Source organism: Cellulomonas sp. S1-8 (assembly GCF_026184235.1).
Taxonomy (GTDB): Bacteria; Actinomycetota; Actinomycetes; order Actinomycetales; family Cellulomonadaceae; genus Cellulomonas.
The window spans coordinates 1019788-1039858 of record NZ_CP110806.1 but is presented as its reverse complement, the minus strand read 5'-3'; the positions used below and the strand labels follow the sequence as shown (position 1 = coordinate 1039858).

11 protein-coding genes and 1 tRNA gene are annotated in these 20071 nt (G+C 76.0%); 1 reads left to right on the top strand and 11 read right to left on the bottom strand.

The features are described from left to right. Positions 1–122 precede the first annotated feature (122 nt). The 11 genes from OKX07_RS04750 to glp form a co-directional block, all read right to left on the bottom strand. Complete coding sequence (locus OKX07_RS04750) at positions 123–2177, bottom strand: hypothetical protein (RefSeq protein WP_265630709.1); 2055 nt, start codon at positions 2175–2177, stop codon at positions 123–125. Continuing rightward, the gene (locus OKX07_RS04745; protein ID WP_265630708.1) at positions 2174–3313 is read right to left on the bottom strand and encodes a VWA domain-containing protein; all 1140 of its coding nucleotides are present in this window, start codon (positions 3311–3313) and stop codon (positions 2174–2176) included. Before OKX07_RS04745 ends, OKX07_RS04750 begins: the two co-directional genes overlap by 4 nt. Further along, positions 3310–5766 carry a DUF5682 family protein gene (locus OKX07_RS04740; RefSeq protein ID WP_265630707.1) on the bottom strand — a complete coding sequence of 819 codons (2457 nt, stop codon included), beginning with the start codon at positions 5764–5766 and terminating at the stop codon, positions 3310–3312. Before OKX07_RS04740 ends, OKX07_RS04745 begins: the two co-directional genes overlap by 4 nt. Continuing rightward, positions 5763–6866, bottom strand: a complete 1104-nt coding sequence (locus tag OKX07_RS04735; RefSeq protein ID WP_265630706.1) for an ATP-binding protein — start codon at positions 6864–6866, stop codon at positions 5763–5765. Before OKX07_RS04735 ends, OKX07_RS04740 begins: the two co-directional genes overlap by 4 nt. 2 nt (positions 6867–6868) lie before the next feature. After that, complete coding sequence (locus OKX07_RS04730) at positions 6869–10489, bottom strand: DUF4132 domain-containing protein (protein ID WP_265630705.1); 3621 nt, start codon at positions 10487–10489, stop codon at positions 6869–6871. A 2-nt stretch (positions 10490–10491) separates the two neighbouring features. Next, positions 10492–14094, bottom strand: coding sequence for a DUF4132 domain-containing protein (locus OKX07_RS04725; RefSeq protein ID WP_265630704.1), 3603 nt, complete (start codon positions 14092–14094; stop codon positions 10492–10494). Between the two features lie 148 nt (positions 14095–14242). Then, positions 14243–15496 carry a hypothetical protein gene (locus tag OKX07_RS04720; RefSeq protein WP_265630703.1) on the bottom strand — a complete coding sequence of 418 codons (1254 nt, stop codon included), beginning with the start codon at positions 15494–15496 and terminating at the stop codon, positions 14243–14245. 188 nt (positions 15497–15684) lie between these two features. Next, positions 15685–15757: transfer RNA gene (locus OKX07_RS04715), tRNA-Ala, on the bottom strand. Positions 15758–15879: 122 nt separating this feature from the next. Then, positions 15880–17022: a hypothetical protein gene (locus tag OKX07_RS04710; protein ID WP_265630702.1), complete on the bottom strand. Its 1143-nt coding sequence runs from the start codon at positions 17020–17022 to the stop codon at positions 15880–15882. 97 nt (positions 17023–17119) lie between these two features. Next, entirely contained in the window at positions 17120–17722 is a 603-nt protein-coding gene (locus tag OKX07_RS04705; protein ID WP_265630701.1) for a GNAT family N-acetyltransferase, read from the bottom strand. A gap of 273 nt (positions 17723–17995) precedes the next feature. After that, positions 17996–19231 carry a gephyrin-like molybdotransferase Glp gene (gene glp / locus OKX07_RS04700; RefSeq protein WP_265630700.1) on the bottom strand — a complete coding sequence of 412 codons (1236 nt, stop codon included), beginning with the start codon at positions 19229–19231 and terminating at the stop codon, positions 17996–17998. Between the two features lie 122 nt (positions 19232–19353). On the opposite strand from glp, the gene OKX07_RS04695 reads away from it, so the two are divergent. Next, a complete protein-coding gene (locus tag OKX07_RS04695; RefSeq protein WP_265630699.1) occupies positions 19354–20019 on the top strand; it encodes a 5-formyltetrahydrofolate cyclo-ligase in 666 nt (221 codons plus the stop codon). Positions 20020–20071: the final 52 nt, after the last annotated feature.

Below are 20071 nucleotides of genomic sequence, written 5' to 3'. Positions count from 1 at the left end.
GTCGCGGCGAGGGCAGCGGATCGGTGAGAGCACGCGGGCGCGCCTCGCCCGTCAGCCTCGCTGCCCGGACCGGATCGCCGGTTGTGGTCGCGTCAAGGTTCGATGAAGCCGGGGTCCGACACTCAGCCCAGCGCCCGCTCCACCTGCTGCACCAGGTACGACGACCGCAGGAGGAGCTCGGCGGGGTCGAGGGTCGGGTCGGGCTCGGTGAGCACCGACAGCCCGACGGCCCGGGCGGCCGCGTGGGCCTGCGCCAGGCGGCGGTGGACGTCCCCCGGGATCGTCCCGCCGCAGCCGCGCTGCGCCGCCTGCTCGACGACCGTGCGCAGGGCCGACACAGGTCCGGGCACGACGCCCGGGTCGTCGTCCGGACCCTCGGACGTGGGTCGGTCCGCCGCACCGGCGGCCAGCAGGTCCGCGACGAGGGCCGAGGGGTCCCCGGACCGGGGGCCCGGGTCGAAGTGCAGCGCGTCGACCGCGCGGTCGGCCCGGTCGGGCAGGACGATGCTGAGCGGCTCCCCCACCAGCTGACCCCGCACCCGCTGCACGCGGGCCACGACACACGCCCCGGGAGGCAGGTCCACGCCGAGGGCCTCGAGGCGTGCGATGGCGTGCGCGTGCAGCCGCGACCACGGCACCTCCAGCACGAGGACGTCGCCGGCGGCGTCCAGCAGGGGCAGGCGCAGCACCTGCTCCACGGCGTCCCACTGCGCCGGCAGCGCGCCGGCCGGCCGCAGGACGGTCCACAGCGCGTTCTGGTCGACGACGTCGAGCAGCCCGGTGACGCGCCGTGGCGCCAGGTCGCCCCACACGTCGCGCACCGGCAGCGCACCCAGCAGGTCCGCGCCGCCCACCCCACCGACGGCAGCCGTCGTGGACTCGACCCCCGAGAGCCGTCCGTCCGGGCTGACCTGGGCATGCGTGAGGACGACGCCCCGGCCGGTCGCTGCCGCGGGCGCGGACAGGCCGGGCCAGGGCGCCGACTGCCGCCACCGGGCGCGGGGGTCGAATCCCGCGAGCGACTCCGGGCGCGCGTCCGTCCACGTGAGCATGCGTCCACCGGCGGCATCCCAGAACAGGCAGGTGAGCCCGTGATAGCCCGACCCCGTCCGCCACGGACGGCCCCCGAGGCCGATCAGGTCGAGCCGGCGCACCGGGTCGTACGCCGTGCGCGCCCGGCCGACCAGGGTGGCCGGTTCCCGGCCGGCCGTGGCCTCCAGCGCGCAGACCAGCGCGTGCGCGACGGCGACGTCGTCGAGCAGGGCCAGGTCGTCCGCGCGGGCGGAGCGCACGAGCAGCAGCTCGACCTCGTCGGAGATTCGGCGCAGCAGCAGCGCGAGCCGGTGGTACTCGACGCCCTGCGCCCACACCGCCGACGTCACCAGGCGCTCGTGGACCGCGGGCGACAGGTGCGACACCCCCACCCGGACCGTGTCCCGCAGCACCGCCGCGACCGTGCTCCGCAGGCGCTGCCGGGAGGCGGTGCGCGAGAGCGCCGACTCGCTCGGCACCGCGGTGCGCGACCCGCGCGGCGGCGGCGGCTCGAGGACGAGGCCGTGCGCCCGCTGCCACGCGAGGACGACGGCGACACGGAAACGCTCGACGTGCGGCACCGTCTGGTCGAGCACCAGCGCGTCGAGCCCACCGCCCAGGTACCGGGCGGTCAGGCCGCGGCGCGGGAACGTCACGGTCAGGTAGCCGTTCCGCGTCAGGACGGGCGGCTCGTCCGCGTCGTCGAGCAGCCGGCACGCCCAGCGGAACCCGGGCACCCCCGCGGACGCGGTGAGGGTCGCGGCGTCGAGCGCCATGAGCTCGGCGTGCAGGTCGTCCGCTGCCGTCGCCCCCTGCTCGCCCGACGCACCGTCCTGCCCCTCGACGACGTCGGCAGCAGCGTCGACATCGGCAGCGGCCAGGTACAGGCCCGCCGTCAGGACGTGCTGGCACGTCACGGGGCTGGGGCACGTGCAGGTGGCGTCGCCCGGGCCGGCCACCCCGATCCGCACCACCAGGTCCCCGACGGCCACCTCGACGGCCACGTCGTCCTCCGCGACGACGCGCACCTGCGCCGACTCCAGGTCCTTGCGCGCGCGCCGCAGCAGGCCGCGGTTCGCCAGGGCCACCCACGCGTCCTCGTCGTACCGGGCCAGCACGGCCACGACGTCGGCGCGGACGCTCATCGCGCAGTCACCTCCGCGAGCCACTCCGCGAGCTTTCCCGGGGTGAGGGCGGCGACCGGCATCCCGACGTCGGCGAGCTGCTGGGCCATCGCGCGGTCGTACGCCGGGTGCGCGGTCCCGTCGAGGGCGGCCAGACCGATCGTCGTCACCCGCGCCTCGACGAGGCGCCGCACGGCCGCGACCAGCTGCGACGGCGGACCACCCTCGCAGAAGTCGCTCACCAGCACCACGACGGCCCGCGCCGGGTTGTCGATGGCCTGCCCGGCGTACGTGACCGCCCGCGCGATGTTCGTGCCGCCGCCGAGCTGCACGGTCATGAGCAGCTCGACGGGGTCACCGGCGAGGTCGGTGAGGTCGACGACGCTGGTGTCGAAGACGACGAGCCGCAGCCGGTAGGCCGGCAGCCCGGACAGGATCCCGGCCATCACCGCGCTGTGGATGACGGACCCGACCATCGACCCGCTCTGGTCGACCAGCAGGACGACCTCCCACGGGATCCGGCGGGTGTTGCGCTGGAAGAACAGGGGGCGCTCGACGACGAGGCGCCCGCCGGCCGCGTCCCAGTGCCGCAGGTTCGCGCGGATGGTCCCGCGCGGGTCGAAGTTGGCGGCGACGGCGTGCGGGGAGTGCCGGTGCTGGCTGACCCGGCCGGTCAGCGCCTGGTGGATCTCCTGCGCGAGGCGGCGGCGCAGGTCCTCGACGACCGCGCGGACGATCCGGCGCACCTCGCCCAGCACCGCCGGGTCGAGCTGGCCCTTCAACGACAGCAGCGTCCTGAGGAGCGCCTCGCTGGGCTCGATCCGGGCGAGCACCTCGGGGTCGGTGACCAGCTCGGTCAGGCCGTACCGGTCCAGCGCGTGCCGCTCGATCGTCTCGACGCTCTCCCGCGGGAACAGCTCGCGCACCTCGCCCAGCCAGTCGACGACGGACGGTGCGGACGGGTCGAGGGAGCCCGGGCCGGGAACCGCCTGGTCGCCCGGCCCGTCGTCGCCCCGACCCCCGCGACCGGCGTACTCCCGGCCGTACAGGTAGTCCAGGGCGGCCTCGTACCGGGACCCGCGCGGGTCCTGCGGGGGAGGCAGTCGGTCCTCGGCGTACCGGCCCAGGACGAGGCGCCACCGGTCGGTCGGTCTCACGGCTGCGCCCGGCCCGCCCAGGCACCCAGGCCGTCGCGCTCGAGCACGTCGAGGAGCTGGTGGGACAGCTCCGCGAGGGCCTGGACGGTGCCCGCGTCGACGTCGCGGCGCACCGCGGCGTCGGGTCGCTCCCCGCCGTGCAGCGCCGCCACGCGCTCGGCGACGCGGTCCGACTCGCGCGGTGTCAGGCCGGCGAAGGCGAGGCGCAGGTCCGGCAGCGTCGACAGGAACGTCGGCTGGTCCCAGTCGACGAGCCGCGAGTCCAGGGCCGTCACCACACCGGACTCCTGCCACACCGTCTCGCGCGCAGTCGCGAACAGCCCGCGGACGAACCCGACCGCCTCGTGCGCGTCGATCGACCCGGCCAGGTGGCCGGCGACGTCCCGTGCCAGACCCTCGGCGTCGAGCCGGCCCGCGGTGGAGGCCAGCCCTGCCGCGGCGCCCCGCACCATCGCCCGGTCGTGCGTGTGGCGCAGGCGGTCGACGAGCTCCCAGAACGGTTGCGCGTCGAGGTCCTGCCCGCCGGGGGAGGCGAGCAGCTCGCGCAGGCGGGACAGCGCGGACGCCACCCCGTCCGGGGGCTCCTCGTCGCCCTGGAGCTGCCCGCCCAGGTACAGGCACCGCGCGTACGCGTGCGTCACCAGGCCCGCCAGCCCGACGAGCCGCGCCGACTCCACGGCCTCCCTGCCGTCCGCCAGCAGCGCCAGTGCGCCGGCCGCGTGCACCGCGTCGACGAACGAGGTCTCGGCGCCCACCGCCTCGCGCACCAGCCGCACCACCGGCGCCGTCCGCTCGTGCAGCCCGACGACGGCACCCTGGGCGAGCAGGGAGACAGCCCGCCCGCTCGGCGGCGTCGCGCCGTCCCGCGTCACCTCGGCGACCAGCGCGGCGAACCGCGCCTCCACAGCCTCGTCCAGCGTGGACCCGAGCATCGAGACCTCCGCGAGCACCCCCTCGGTCGAGGGGCTCCACAGGTAGGTCCACCGCTCCTGCAGCCGGGTCAGGCCCGTCCCGCGCACGAAGTCCGGCCCGGCGACGCGCTGCGCGAACGGGACCCCGAGCATGACCAGGCCGTGCAGCACCCGGCTGGTGCGCCGGTGCCCGGCGTTGCGGTACAGGTCGAGCGCCAGCGTGCGTGGCTCAGTCGCGTCGGTGTCGAGGTGCAGGTCGCGCAGGCGCGCGAGGGTGTCCCGGACCAGCGGCGGGGTGCCGGTGCCCGGGGGGACGCGGCCCACGCGGTCGCCCGTGAGCACGCGTCGCGTCGCCGACGCCACGACGACGCCCTCGACGTCGGCGTCGCCCTGCACCAGGCAGCTCGTCACCGCGTCGACGAGGTCGCTGCGCAGCGGCGCCGGGCGTCCCCGCAGGTCGGCGAGCAGGAGCGTCTGCCGGTGCGCGGCGACCAGCGTCGGTGTCGCGACGGGCGTGCGGTGGCGGGTCCGCAGCTCGTCCGCGAGGTCGAGGAGCGTGGTGAGCGTCGCGCTGCTGCGGGCTGCGTCGGGGAGGCTGCCGCGCAGGTGCTCGTCCCAGATGCGCTGGTGCCACCCCGGCGACGTCATCCCGCTGGCGTACCCGGCCAACCGGTCGAGGCGGTCGAAGCCGTAGCGGACGAGCGCGTGCCCTTCCTCGACGTCCCCCACGTCCACCACCGGTCGGGCGGGTGGGGACGCGAGCAGGTCCGGCAGCGCGACGGCGTGGAAGCCCCCGACGACGACCATGACCGGACCCGCGCCCGGGGCCCGTCCGGCCACGGCCTGCTGCACGTGCCACACCATCTCCGCCTCGCGCTGCCGCGTGCCCTCGCGGTCCAGCTCCGCCTCGGTGCTGTCGTGCCGCGCGAGCAGGCAGTACGCCGTCATCGCCGCGAGGTGCGCGTCCAGGCCGTCCTCGGGGCCGTCCTCGGGGCCCGACTCGAACAGCAGCTCCCACAGGTCCTCGTGGTCGCGGCAGCCCAGGCGCTCGGCGAGCGCGGTCAGGGACCGGCTGTGGGCGTACTCCTCGCGCTGCAGCGACCCGGCCCCGGGGAGCACCGCGCCGGCCGCCGCGGCGGCCTGCTCGCCGACCTCGAGGTCGCAGAACGTGACGGGCACGCCGGCTGCGTGCCCCAGCCGGGCGGCGACGAGCTCCGGGGAGTAGTCGCAGAACGGGTAGTACCCGCCGTGCCCCTCCCCGGGGGCGGTGGCACGCCCGGCCGGCCGGGACCACGCGTACACGGCGAGCGGGTAGCGCGCCTCGGGGTGGCAGAGCAGGTCGACCAGGCTGGTGAGGCTGCGCGGTCCCTCGATGAGCACGTGCGACGGGGCGAAGCGCGCGAACGCCGCGGCGACCGCCCGCGCGCAGGCGGGGCTGTGGTGCCGCACGGGGACCACGACGACGTCGTCGGTCACGAGCCGGGCGGCCAGCGCCCGCACGTCCGCGCCGGTCGGCAGCGCGTCGGTCGGCCGGCTGGTCAACGGTCGAGCTCTCCGCGGGTCTCCAGGACTGACCTCCAGCGCCGGTCCTTCTTCGCGCGCGGTCGCACGACGACGTCGAAGTAGTGCTGCAGCTTCGTGCCGTCCTCGGGGTTGTCCTTGAGCACGGTGCCGATGAGCTGCCGCGCGACGTGCGCGCCGCCGACATCGCCGTCCCCGAACCAGTGGGCGTCCAACGCCGCGGCGTACCCGACGGCGACCGCCTCGGCGGAGCTCATCACGGCGGTCGGCCGCTCGACCGCGACCCCGTCGGCCGTGACCCCGTCGCGCAGGTCGTGGAAGGCCGTGACCAGCAGGTCCACGACGTCCGGGGTCAGCCGGGTGTCGATGTCGGCGTGCGCGAGCAGCTCGGCCGTCTGCTCCAGGATGAGCCGGCGTTCGAGGTCCCGGTCGCGGATGGGGCGCACGGTCTCGAAGTTGAACCGGCGCTTCAGCGCGCTCGACATCTCGTGGACGCCGCGGTCGCGCAGGTTCGCGGTGGCCAGGATGTTGAACCCGCGGGCGGCGAACACGACGGCCTCGGGGCCGCCCAGCTCGGGGACGTGCAGCACCTTGTCCGACATCACGCCGATGAGGACGTCCTGGATCTCCGGCTGGACGCGCGTGACCTCCTCGAAGCGGCACACGGCACCGTCGGTCATGGCCCGGTGCAGCGGCCCGCGGACCAGGGCGCGGGGCGTGGGGCCCTCGGCGAGCAGCAGCGCGTAGTTCCAGGAGTAGGTGATCTGGTCGTCGGTCGTGCCGGAGCTGCCCTGCACCGTGCAGGTCGAGTCGCCGGAGACCGCGGCGGCGAACAGCTCGGACAGCATCGACTTGGCCGTCCCGGGCTCACCGACCAGCAGCAGCCCCCGGCTGCTCATGAGCGTGACGACGCACCGGTCGACGAGCGCGTCGTCGCCGTAGAACTTGCGGGTCACCCCGAGCGCCCGGTCCCCGACGACGAAGGCGCGGACGGCGCGCGGCGTCAGGCGCCACCCGGCGGGTCGGCTGCCGGTGTCGGCGGTGGCGAGGGCCGCGAGCTCGGCGGCGAACTGCACCTCGGCCGGTGCGCGCAGGACGGGGGTGGTCGGGTCGGCGGTCATGGTCAGAACTCCGTCTTCGTCGCCCAGTCCGGGTCGAACCCGGTGCCCTGCGCGGCCAGGTCGCGCAGGTCGTGCCAGCACTCGGAGAGCAGGACCGTCGGCACGTCGCCGAGGGTGAGGGGCTCGAGATCGGCGCCGGGACGCTGGCGGGAGAACCCCAGCGCCCGCAGCGCCACCGCCCGGTCCTGCTCCGGCAGGTCGTTCCCGCTGAAGTCGAGGTGCGCGACGATCCCGAGCGTCGGGAACCGCTTGGTGTAGGACGCGAACCACGCACCGTCCTCCGCCGGGCCGCGGGCGTACCCGAGGCGCAGTGCGTGCCGTCGCAACGCGAACGCCCCGAGCACGTGGCCCTCGAAGTCCCTCAGCACGTCCCGCGTGAGGTCCTGCTCGTCCACGGTGTGCACCCCGCGGCCCAGCTGCGCGAAGAGCGGGGTGATCTGGTAGTCCGCCAGGTGCGCGGTCCACGCCGTGACCTGGTCGCCGGTCAGGATGCTGTCGTGCGCGACACGGACCCGCGCCGTGGGCGCCAGGGTCACCGGCTCGTCGTCGACGTCCGTCAGCGTGCCGTCGTCGAGCGGGCGGAACACGACGGGCCCGGTGCCGTCCGCGGCTCCCGCGTCGGTGGCCACCCACACCACCCGTCGGATCGCGGGCCCGACCACGGGGTGGGCGGCCAGGTAGCGCTGCCAGTCCCCCACCGACCAGGAGCGTTCCGTGCACAGCGCCTCGTACAGGCGTCGCTGCTGGAGGTCCGCGATCGTCTTCACGTCCTTCTTCGCGGCCGTGAGCGCCTTCCTCGACTCCTTTGCCTGGTCCTCGTCGTCCGTCCGACGCGGCGGCGGCAGGGTCGTGATCGGCTTGCCGTCGGGGTCGCGCAGGTCGACGGTCAGGTCGGGCAGGAGCCGGGCGACGAAGGTCCGCGGGCCGTAGGGCAGCTCGAGCACGCCGTCGTCGTCGAACCCGCCGGTCGGGATGGTCCGGTCGGCGAGCTCGTCGACCGTCCAGCCCTTGCGCTCGGCGAGGGCGGCGGCCTGGGTGATCGCCTCGTCCTGGAAGCTCCTGGTGCGGAACCGTGAACCCATCGCGAGCACGAGCTGGGTGGCCGAGGGGTCGTCGACCCAGGCCAGCATCGCGATCAGGGCCTTGCCCTGGGCGGGACGCCGGCCGTACCAGGTCCGCAGGTACCGCTCGGCCGGGGCGACGACCTCCCGGCCGCCGCACGCCGCGACGACGGCGAGGACGCCCTTGCTCGCGGCCTGCGACCCGGCCGGTTGGCCCAGGTGGTCGGGCAGGGTGGCGGCGGCGAGCTGCTCGACCGTCATGCCCGCGTACGGGCTGCCCGACGCCGTCATCCACCCGTGGTGGACGGTCGCGCTCGCCCGCGCCTGGTCCTCCGCCTCCGCCGGGGTGAGCGTCCTGGTGTCCGCGTGCACCCACGACGTCAGCAGGTGGTGCGCGAGCCGCTCCCGGTCGTCGCGGTCGAAGAGGGCGGCGTACTGCCGCAGCACCGCGTCCGGCTCGGCCGACCTCGACCGGACCGCCGTCGCGCACAGCCACTGCACGACCTCCCGCGGCACGACCGCGCCCGACGACGCCCACCGCACCTGCGGGACGGCCTCCCACGCGCACCACGCCAGGGCCGCGGGCAGACCCTTGGCGAGAGCCTTGGCGGCGGTCCGGCTCGTGGCCTGCGGGTCGAGGTACGTCTCGGCGCGCTCACCGACCGCGACCAGCGCGTCGAGCAGGGCACCGCGCACCACGTCCTGCCGCTCCTTGGCCCAGGCCGCCTGCAGGGCGGGCAGCACCGTCGGGTCCGCGAGGCGCGCCAGCCAGTGCGCGGTGGCGATCCGCACGTCGGCGCGGGTGTCCGTCAGCCGGGCCGCCGCCCGCGCGGCGATGCCGGGGGTGCCGACCAAGGCCGCCTGCGCGGGTGCGCGCCGCGCCTTGGGCGTCCCGACCGCGAGCCCGAGGAGGTGCTCCACGAGCCGCGCGGGCAGGTGCGGCAGGGTGGCGAACGCGGCGAACGGCGCGAGGTCGTCGACGGCCCACTCGTCGCCGGACGTGTCGGCCATGATCCAGTCGAGGTTGTCCGCGACGAACGGCCACACCTCCGCCGGGTCCCACGTGCGCCCCAGTCGCACCCCGTAGCGGCTGCAGTAGGAGCGCCAGATCAGTGCGCGACCGTCGGCGCCCGACTGGTCGAGCATGGCCTGCAGCGTGCGCAGGTCCGGTCCGCCGGTCAGGGCGTGCACGAGGTGGAAGGTGGTGTCGCACGTGCCCCGCCCGTAGCCGGGGGTGATCAGGTCGAGCGCGGCCGCGAGCTTGACCGCGCTCGCGGCGTCGAGCAGGCCGTCCCGGGCCATCCCCTGAAGCGCGTCCGTCGCTGTCCCGTGCCACGCCGCGACGACCGGATCGGGCGACGGTGGTGAGTCGGCGACGAGCAGGGCGACGAGGTCGTGGTACGTGCGCTCCGTCGGCAGCGTCTGCAGCGGCGTCCCGCCGTACCGGGGGTTCGAGCGTCGCACGTGGTTCTGGTGCGCGATCACCTCCGTGAGGTCGTCGACCAGACGCCGGGCGCACGCCTGCGCCGACTCCGGGGGGACGGCCCACACGATCGCGGCCAGCGGGCCGGGGTGCACGTCGTCCTGCGTGAGGTCCGCGAGCGTGGCCGCGGCGTCCCACCGCACGACCAGGTCCTGCACGCTCGCCGCACGGTCGGCCAGCGCGGTGCCACGGGCCCACTCGCGCTGGTCCGGCTGCTGGGCCAGCAGCTCGAGCGCGCGGGCGCGCGATCCGGGGCTGCCCTCCACCGCGACGGTCCGGAGCGCGCCGGCCGCCCCGGGCGCGCGCGCGAGCATCGGCTCGGCGCGTTCCCGGAGTCGCGCGTTCGAGATGGTCGCCAGGTCCGCCAGGACGTCGACGACGGATGCGAGCCGGTCGTCCGTCAGCGCGCTGTCGACGATCTCGAGGAGCACGACCCGGGTGTCGACCTCTCGCGTGGTCAGGGCGGCCGCGACCAGGTCGTGGTGCTCGACGAGCACATCGCCGAGCCCGGGCAGCCGGCCGACGTGCACGGCGTCGTACCGGTGGAAGTAGCGCGCCGGCTCGGTGGGCGACAGCAGCGCGGTGACGAGGTCGCGAGGGGTCGTCGCGTCCACCGCGGCGACGCGGGCCAGGGCGGCGAAGGTCACGGGCAGCGGCTCGGTGCCGGGGGTGACCGCGACCACGTGCATGAGCACCAGGTCGTGCCACTGCTCGCCGGCCAGCGGCGCCACCGTGCTCCGCCAGCCCGGCATCGGGGCCCGGAGCGCGTCCAGGACGTGGGCCCAGCGGCGCAGGACCGCGGCGTCGACGCCGGCGAACCCCGCGTACAGGGACCGCAGGGCGGCCAGGTCGACGGGGCCGTCCGTGCGGTACGGGTTCGGGACCCACGCCTCGTGCGGGACGCCCGGCGGCCGCGTCAGCGCCGTCACGGGCCCGGGGTCACCCCCGGTCAGCACGTAGTCCGCGACGCCGCGCGCGTCGGGGAGCGCTGAGACGACCGACCGCAGGTCCCGGACCCACGTTCCCGGGGCCGTCCCGTCGGCGTCCGGGCGTCGTCGACCCCGTCCGAAGATGCCCACGGTCAGTACTCCGTCTTCTTCTGCCAGTCCGGGTCGAACCCGGTGCCCTGCGCGGCCAGCTGGGCGAGGTCGTGCCAGCACTCGGAGACCAGGACCGCCGGCACGTCGCCGAGGGTGAGCGGCTCGGCTCGGCCGTCGGGCCCCGGACGGTGGAACGAGAGCGCGCGCAGGGCCACCGTGCGGTCCTGCTCCGGCAGGAAGCTCCCCGTGAACCCGATCTCGGCGTCGATCGCGAGCGTCGGGAACCGCTTGACGTAGGAGTAGAACCAGCCCGCGTCCTCCGTGGGTCCCCGCGTGTAGCCGAGCCGCGTGGCGCGGCCCCGCAGGGCGTACGACCCGAGCAGGTGTCCCTCGACGTCGTCGAGCTCGCGGCGCACCCGGTCCTGCTCGGTCACGGCGCGCAGCCCTCGACCGAGCTGCGGGAAGAGCGGCGAGATCTCGTAGTCGGCCAGGTGCGCGGTCCACGCGGTCACCTGGTCGGGTGTCAGGACGCTGTCGTGCGCGAGACGCACCCGCGCCCCGGCCGGCAGGGTCACCGGCTCGTCGTCGACGTCGGTGAGGGTGCCGTCGTCGAGGGGACGGAACACGACCGGGTCCGCGCCCTCGATGCTCGCCACCCAGACGAGCCGTCGGACGGCGGGCCCGAGCACGGGGTGCGCGCACAGGTAGCGCCGCCAGTCCTCGGCGGACCAGGACCGTTCGGTGCACAGGGCCTCGTAGAGCCGCCGCTGCTGCAGGTCGGCGATCGTCCGCACGTCCTTCTTCGCCGCGGTGAGCGCCTTGCGGGACTCCTTGGCCTGGTCGGCGTCGTCCGAATGACGTGGTGGCGGCAACGTCTTGACCGCCTTGCCGTCGGGGTCGCGCACCTCCACCGTCAGGTCGGGCAGCAGCCGGGCCACGAACGTCCGCGGCCCGTAGGGCAGCTCGAGCACGCCGTCGTCGTCGAACCCGCCGGTCGGGATGGTCCGGTCGGCGAGCTCGTCGACCGTCCAGCCCTTGCGCTCGGCCAGCGCGGCGGCCTGAGCGACGGCCTCCTCCTGGAAGCTCCGGGTGCGGAACCGCGAGCCGATCGCCAGGACGAGCTGGGTGGCCGACGGGTCCTCGACCCACGCCAGCATCGCGATCAGGGCCCTGCCCTGGGCGGCGCGTTGGCCGTACCACTCGCGCAGGTACCGCTCGACCGGGGCGACGACGTCGCGACCCCCGCACGCGGCGACCACCGCGAGCACCCCCTTGCTCGCGATCTCCGAGCCCGCGGGCTGACGCAGGTACCCGGGCAGGAGGGCCGCGGTGAGCTGCTCGACCGTCAGGCCCGGGTACGGGCCGTGGGGGTCCGTCAGCCACCGATGGCCGCCCGCGGCCTCCTGGCGGGCACGGTCCTCGGCCTCGGCCGGGGGGTGCGGCAGGGTGTCGGCGCGCAGCCACCCGGTGAGCAGGTGGTGCGCGAGGCGTTCCCGGTCCGCGGTGTCGAACAGCGACGCGTACTGCCGCAGCACCGCGTCCGGCTCGGGTGACTTCGCCTTGACCGCGGTCGCGCAGAGCCACTGCACGACCTCGCGCGGCACGGCCTGGCCCGACGACGCCCACCGGACCTCGGGGACGGTGTCCCACGCGCACCACGCCAGCGCGGCCGGCAGCCCCTTGGCGACCGCCCTCGCGGCGGTCACGCTCGTGGCCCGCGGGTCGAGGTAGGTCTCCGCGCGCTCACCGACGGCGAGGAGCGCGTCGAGCAGGGCGCCGCGGACCACGTCCTGCCGCTCCTTCGCCCACGCGGCCTGCAGGGCGGGCAGAGCCGACGCGTCCGCGAGCCGCGTCAGCCACTGCGCCGCCACCAGCCGGGTCTCGGTCCGACCGTCGACGAGGCCCGTGGCGGCCCGCAGCGCGAGCTCCGGGGTACCGGCCAGGGCCTCCTGCGCCGGGCCACGCAGGGTCTTGCGGGTGCCGAGGGCGAGCGTCAGGAGGTGCTCGACGAGCCGCGCCGGCAGGCGCGGCAGGATCGCCACGGCGCGGAACCGCGCGAGGTCGTCGACGTCCCAGCTGCTGGACGCGTCGCCCATGATCCAGTCGACGTTCTCGGCGACGAACGGCCAGACGTCCGCGTCGTCCCAGGTGCGACCCACGCGCGACCCGAAGGAGCGGGAGTAGGCGCGCCAGACGACCGCGCGCCCGTCCAGACCCATCTGGTCGTACATCGCCCGCAGGGTGCGCAGGTCCGGCGCACCGGTCCTGGCGTGCACGGCCGCGACGACCAGACCGCCCCCGCCGTTCCCGTGGTTCTTGTCGAGCAGGTCGAGCGCCGCGACCAGCTTGACCGCGCTCACGGCGTCGAGCGCCCCGTCGGCCGCCAGCTTCTCGAGTGCGCGCGTCGCGGTCCAGAACAGCACCGTCACGCTCGGGGTCGTCGGGGGCGGCGCGTCGGAGACGAGGAGGGAGACGACGTCCCGGTACGTCCGCGCGGGGGGCCCCGGCTCCCTGTACGCCTGCCCGTGCCCCTGCTGCTGGTGCGCGAGCCGGCGCTCGTTCTCGGCGCTGATCACGGCGACCAGGTCGTCGACCAGGCGCCGTGCGCACGCCTCGGCGGCCGGCCGGGGTACCGCCCAGCGGATCGGTGGCAGCGGGTCGAGCACCAGGTCGTCGTCCGGCAGGTGGGCGGCGGCCGCCGCCTCGTCCCACTGTGCGACGAGGCCCCGCACGCGCGCGGCGCGGTCGGCCAGGGCAGTCGTGCGGGCCCACCCGAGCTGGTCGGGCTGCTGCGCGAGCAGCTCGAGGGCTCGGCCGCGTGACGGGGCGTCGCCCTCCAGCGCGACGGTCCGCAGAGCGGCGGCCGCCCCGGGCGCGCGCACCAGGACCTGCTCGGCCCGCTCCCGGACCGGGGCGCTCGCCGTCGCCGCCGCCTGTGCGAGCGCGTCGGCGACGGCGTCGAGCCGGTCGTCCGGCAGCGCCGCTCCGACGATGTCCAGCAGCCAGAGCCGCTCGTCGACCTGCCCCGTCGTCAGGGGCGTCGTGACCAGGTCGCGGTGCTCGAGCAGCGCGTCGCCGAGGCCGGGCAGCCGACCCAGCGTGGCGCACGACCAGCGGTGGTAGCGCACCTCGGTGGGGGCCGTGAGCAGCGCGGCGACGACGTCGCGCGGGCCGACCCCGTCCACGGCGGCGATGCGGGCGAGGTCGGCGAGGGTGGCAGGCAGGGGCCCGCCGACGGGGGTGGCGGCGATCATGTGGGCGATCATCAGGTCGGCCCAGTACGCGCCGGCGACCGGCGCGGTCGTCGTCCCCCAGGCCCCCAGGCTGCCCTGGATCGCGTCGAGCACGTGCCCCCATCGCCGCAGGACGCTCGCGTCGACCCCGCCGAACCCGCCGTACAGGGTCCGCAGCGCCGCCGGGTCGACACCCGGCTGGGTCAGCGGGGACTGCAGCCACGAGGGCAGCATGGTGCTGGTGGCGGCCCGCAGCCCGACCAGGGGGGCGGGGTCGCGTCCCGTCAGCACGTAGTCCGCGATCCCGCGCGCGTCCGGGAGCGGTGCGACCACGTTTCCCAGGGCCTTCGACCACGCGCGCCCGGGCCCGTCGTCAGCCTCCGGACGTCGTCCGATCCCGAACAACGCCATCGTCAGCTCCCCGGTGTCGATCCCTCGCGAGCGTAGCGGCGGCCGCCGACACGCAGGTCCGGTCCGCCACGGCGAACGGGTGGTGCTCGCGGCGGGACGCCGAGGGCTGCTGCTGCTGCCTCGTGGTCAGAGGAAGCGGCACGGTCGCTCAGGGCAGCACTGCCTCGATCTGCTTCTTGGTGGGCACGAGGTCCCACATCACGGCACGGAGTGAGGTGCCGCCGTCCGTCGGCAGCTCCGCTGCTCCCACCGCGCGCCCCCGGTTGGTGACGTCCGCCACCGAGGACCAGCGCGGCAGGGGTCGCCCCGTCGGGCCGCCCAGCTCGATCGGGAAGCCGAGGACCCACGCGACCGCCTGGGACCGATCGGTCCCGCGCACCTCGGAGCCGACGACGACGCCCAGGTCGTTGAGGGCCGTCGCCGCACCGGGCCCGCCGCGTGGTGTCCGGAGGTCGGTGACGCCCCGGTGGTCGACGACCACGGGGTGGTGCGGTGCGTCCTCGGTCAGCGCCCGGTTCCGGTACCCCGCCATGACGCCGCGTTCGTTGAGGGCGACGACGCTGAGCCCGGGCGTGGCCAGGTCCCGGAGCGTCTCGCCGCGCTCCCAGACGACGTTCTGGGGGAAGCGCCCGTGGTCCGGCGACAGGCCGTCGACGCTGCCGACGACGTCACCGCGCTCGTTGACCAGGAACGCGGTCGAGGTCACCCCGTCCGGCACCGGCAGGAGCGAGAGCGCACCGTCACGCCAGACGTACGCGCGTGAGCTCCGGTCCGGCAGGTAGGCGCTGCCGATCACGACGCCTGCGTCGTTGACCTTCGACACGTCCGTCCCCGGGCCCACGGCGCCGAGGTCGCGCACACGGCCGTCGTCCCAGGTCATGGCCCGCTGCTCCCCGTCGACGCTGACGCCGGCGGCCACCACGCCGAGGTTGTTCAGGTCGCGGCCGGACGCCCACTCGAGGTCCGGGAAGAGGTCGACCACGGTACCGTCGGGCTGCCACAGCAGGGCGACGTGGCGGCCGTCGCGGCTGCCGTCGACCAGGACCTGGCCGCGCTCGTTGACGTCCACGAGGTGGTGCCACACCACGTCGCCCGGCAGGAAGGTGGTCCGTCCCCCCTTCCAGCGGAAGATCCGCGGGGACGCGCCGTGGTCGGCCGAGGTCCCGACGACGAACCCGGACTCGGTGACGTAGGAGGCGGAGCTGGTCGCCGCGGGCACACCGAGATCGACCAGGCGGGGCACGAGCAGGCGGCCGAGGTCGACACGGCTGGTCTCTCCCGCGGTGCTCGACGTCGCCGCCGCGGTGGCCGATGTCGACGTCGCGACCAGCACCGAGGCGAGCAGGCCGATCACCACCCGGCGTGCCGAGGTGCAGGACGTGGTCGCGCGGAATCTCCCCATGGCTGTGCCCCCCAGGCACGTCCGACGGGCGCGGACCGTGCTGTGTCGACGGTAGGGCGCGGCGACCGAGCGCGTCGACGGGTTCGTACCGATGTCACCCGGTTTCGCAGACGACGGACCCCCGCAACACATCAGGCCGGACCCCTGAGGGTCCGGCCTGGTGTCGATGCCCTGCGACATCACGTGGGTGGAGCTGAGGGGATTCGAACCCCTGACCTTCTCATTGCGAACGAGACGCGCTACCAACTGCGCCACAGCCCCGTGAAGCGGGGATCACACTAGCACCACCGCGGCCACGGGATGAAACCCGTGTCGGGCTCCCACGTCTCGCTGCGGTGCACGTCACACCGGGTGCCGGACCGCCTCCGCAGCCGGCGCGTCGGCTACTGACCGGCCGCGCGGCGGCGTGCGAGAACCGCGTTCAGGTCGATGCTTCCCGTCGTCGCGGCGGGCGGCTCGACCCGTGCACCATCGGTCGGCGACGCCGTCGCGACGTCGCTCGTGGCCGTCGCGTCCGCGGGGCGGCGGACGGTCGACGCCTCCGCGTCGGACTCCTCGAGGGGTGCGGGCGTGCGGCGCGGAGCCGCGGCCTTCATCGCGTACGTCGGCTTCGGGACGCGCACCGGCGACCACTCGCCGTCGCGCTCCTCGGCCGGTACGACGTCCTGCGCGGTCGCGGCGTCGTGCGTCGCCGCCCGTCGCACCGTCGGCACCTGGCCCGTCGCGTGCCGCGCCGGACCCGCGGACTCGCCGCGGTCCGCCACGATCCGCTCGAAGACCTCGGTGCGCGCGTCCGACGGGCGCACCGCGTGGCCCGTCACCAGCGGCACCGGCACCCCCGGCTCCGCGTCGACGCGCACCGCCGGCGTCGCGCCGGTGCGCGCCCGGACGACGGGCGTGGCACCCGTGCGCGGGCTCGCCGCGAGGCGCTCCTCGCGCTCGATGGTCGCGACCCACTCGGCGTCCGCGACGTGACCGGCGAGCACCGCGCGGCGCCCCAGCACGACGACGGACGCGAACAGGGCCGTCGGCACGGCGCCGACGAGCCACGTCGCGGCCGGCGCGACGCCGGCGACGACCCAGCCGACGACGGACGCCACGACCAGGACGGCCGCCAGCAGACCGCGACGGCGCGCGGCAGCACCGCGCCGGGCCGCGGACGCGGCTCGGGCGGCGCGCGCCTGCGCGAGCCGGCGCGCGGCCTCCGCGGAGATGCGCTCGGGTGTGGCGTGCGGTCGGTCCACGATGGTGCCTCCTGTCAGCGTGCCGGCGTACGCCGCCGGCACCCCCGTCCCCGGGGTCAGCAGCGCCGACGTGCTCGGACCCCACATCCCGGCCGCTGCGGCCCTGCGTCCCAGCCGGCGGCGCGTGCTGCTCGCCACCGCCACGACACGCAGCCCCGCGGAGAACCGGTCGTCGGCCCGGGCCTCCAACAACCGCTGGCGGTGCCGCAGGTGGTGCGGCACCAGATACGCGACCCACAGGACCACGAGCGCGAGCGCTGCGGGACCTGCGAGACCATTCACGTCACGACGGTAGGGGGCGGCACGCCCACGACGCCGCACCGGCGCGGCGTGTCGCGTCGACGTCCCCCCATGGGGCGGTGCTAAGGGCCGCTCGACCTCACCCGCCGGCGCGGCGGCGGTGCCACCGCTCGACGAGACCCTCCGGCACGTCCTCCACCGTCAGCGCGAACGTCCGGTGGTCGCACCACTGCCCCCGGATGTGCAGGTACCGCTCGCGCAGGCCCTCGTCGCGGAACCCCAGCTTCTCGACGACGCGCAACGACGGGCCGTTCTCGGGGCGGATGTTCACCTCGACACGGTGCAGGCCCAGGACACCGAAGCAGTGGTCCGTGGCCAGCGCCACCGCCGTCGGCGTGATCCCCTGCCCCGCGACGTGCTGCGACACCCAGTACCCGATCGCCGCCGACCGCAGCGACCCGTACTGGATCGACGACACCGTCAGCTGCCCCACGAGCTCGCCGTCACGGTCGACCGCGAACGGCAGCGCCGACCCCTCGCGCGCCTGCGCCGCGAGCGCCCGCACGAACTGCCCGAACGTCGGCCGCGGCCCGCGCACCGGCTCCGGGCTCGTCGCGTCCCACGGCTCCAACCAGCCGAGGTTGCGCGCCCGCAACGCCATCCACGCGTCGGCGTCCCGACGCCGCAGCGGCCGCAGGCGCACGTCTCCGTCGACCAGCACGACCGGCCATCCGACAGCCACGCTCACTCCCCCGGGCTCATGATCGGGGCGCCGCTGCGCTGCGCTCCCGGCGCGTGACGCTCCGCGGTCCCGCACCGTCCGCTCCGCTCCACGTCACCCCTCGGACTCATGATCGGGGCGCCGCTGCGCTGCGCTCCCGGCGCGTGACGCTCCGCGGTCCCGCACCGTCCGCTCCGCTCCACGTCACCCCTCGGACTCACGGTCGGGGCGCCGCTGCGCTGCGCTCCCGGCGCGTGACGCTCCGCGGTCCCGCACCGTCCGCTCCGCTCCACGTCACCCCTCCAGCACCAGGCAGTGGACGACCTGCCCCGGGTGCACCGTCCGGTCGCCCTCGCCGACGACCGCGAGGGCGTTGGCCTGGGCGAGGGCGGTCACCGAGGGGGCGGACGGGTCACCGATCGGGGTCGCCCGGTACCCCTCGTCGGGGGAGCCGAGGACCGCCGCGGGGACGAACTGCCGCAGGCCCGCCGGGGACACCCAGCCGTGGGTCGCGGCGGCCGCGACGGACGGGCGGAACAGCTCGGTGTGCCCCGCCATCGCACGCAGCGCCGGCCGCACGAACACCTCGAACGACACCTGCGCGGCGACGGGATGCCCCTGCAGCGCGAACAGCGGGACGGTCCGGCCGCCCGGCTCCCCCACGTCCAGGCCGTGCGCGCCGACGAGCCCGAACCCGTGCCGCAGGCCGGGCGTCATGGCGACCTGGTCGAGCCGCACCGTGCCCAGCGGCGCCAGGACGTCCTTGACGGTGTCGTGCGCCAGCTCGGACAGCCCGCCCGTGAGGACCACGAGGTCCGCCCGAACCAGCTGGTCCTCGAGCGCCTCGCGCAGCGCCGCGCGCTCGTCCGGGACGATGCCGACGCGCACGGGCGTCGCGCCCGCGTCGCGCACCGCGGCCTCGAGCGCGTGCCCGTCGACCTCGAAGACCTTGCCGGGGCGGGCGGCGGTCGTCGGCTCGACGAGCTCGCTGCCCACCGACAGCAGCACGACGCGGGGCGTCGGGTGCACCGGCAGCCGGCCCCGGCCCATCGCGGCGGCCAGCGCGATCTGCCGGGCCCCCAGGCGCGTGCCGGCCGTCAGGACGACCTCGCCCGCGCGGACGTCCGCACCGGCGAACCGCACGTGCTGCCCGGGCGCCGCGACCCGCTGGAACGCGACGCGCGCCTGACCGCGGTCGGTCTCCTCGACGGGCACGACCGCGTCGGCACCCAGCGGCAGCGGCGCACCCGACGCGACCCGCACGGCGGTGCCCGCGACGTGCCGCAGGCCTGCGGCGCTGCCCGCGTGCAGGTCGTGGGCGACCGGCAGGTCGCGGCCGGGCGCCTGCGTGTCGTCCGCGTTCACCGCGTACCCGTCGCGCGCGGCGACGGCGATCGCGGGCACGTCGACCGGCGCGACGACGTCCGCCGCGAGGATGCACCCCGACGCGTCGTGCAGCATCACCTCGAGCGGCGACACCGGGCCCGCCGCGGCGAGCACCGCGGCAAGGTGGTCCTGGACCGATCTCATGGGCGCATTGTGCCCGTTGGGTCCCCCGCCGGGTCGCGCGCCGCGCCCCGGACGACCGGTCCGACGTGCGACATCGGGCCCCGGCGTCCCCTGCCGGGCCCGGCTTCCGCCACACTGATGCCATGAGCGCCGTCGCCCAGCCCCCCTGGCACACCGACGAGGGCACCGCACGACGCTCGCGACCTCGTGACACCTCCGAGGAGAAGGACCACCTGCGACGTCAGGTACGGGCCCGCCGGACGCACCGCTCGGCCCGCCGACGCGCCGAGGCGGCGCAGCGGCTCGTCGAGGTCGTCCTCACGATCCCGGAGGTCGCCGCCGCGCGCTGCGTGAGCGTGTACGCGTCGCGACCCACCGAGCCGGGCACGGGTCCGCTCATCGAGGCGCTCGCGGCGCGCGGCGTCCGGCTGCTGCTGCCCGTCCTGGGCACGGGCCTGCAGCGCGACTGGGCCGAGTACACCGGCGCGGACGACCTGCGCGAGCGCGCCCCCGGCCGCCCGCCGGAGCCCAGCGGCGCCCCGTTGGGGGTCGCGGCGCTCGCCGACGCCGACGTCGTGCTCGTCCCCGCGCTCGCCGTGGACGCCTCGGGTGCCCGGCTCGGGCAGGGCGGCGGCTGGTACGACCGCGTGCTCGCGCACGCCCGTCCCGACGTGCCCGTCGTCGCGCTCGTCCACGAGGACGAGGTCCTCGACACGGTCCCGCGCGAGTCCCACGACCTGACGGTGACGGCCGTCGCCACACCGGACGGCTGGCGCCGCATCGGCGCCGCCCTGGCGACCGAGGGCTGACCTGGACGGTCGTCGCGGGCTCGCCTGCGGCAGGGTCGGTCCGCGGACCCCT

Coding starts and splice junctions, on each gene's coding strand:
- OKX07_RS04695 (WP_265630699.1), top strand. CDS start 19,354: ATGAGCGCCGTCGCCCAGCCCCCCTGGCACACCGACGAGGGCACCGCA.
- OKX07_RS04750 (WP_265630709.1), bottom strand. CDS start 2,177: ATGAGCGTCCGCGCCGACGTCGTGGCCGTGCTGGCCCGGTACGACGAG.
- glp (WP_265630700.1), bottom strand. CDS start 19,231: ATGAGATCGGTCCAGGACCACCTTGCCGCGGTGCTCGCCGCGGCGGGC.
- OKX07_RS04735 (WP_265630706.1), bottom strand. CDS start 6,866: ATGACCGCCGACCCGACCACCCCCGTCCTGCGCGCACCGGCCGAGGTG.
- OKX07_RS04725 (WP_265630704.1), bottom strand. CDS start 14,094: ATGGCGTTGTTCGGGATCGGACGACGTCCGGAGGCTGACGACGGGCCC.
- OKX07_RS04720 (WP_265630703.1), bottom strand. CDS start 15,496: ATGGGGAGATTCCGCGCGACCACGTCCTGCACCTCGGCACGCCGGGTG.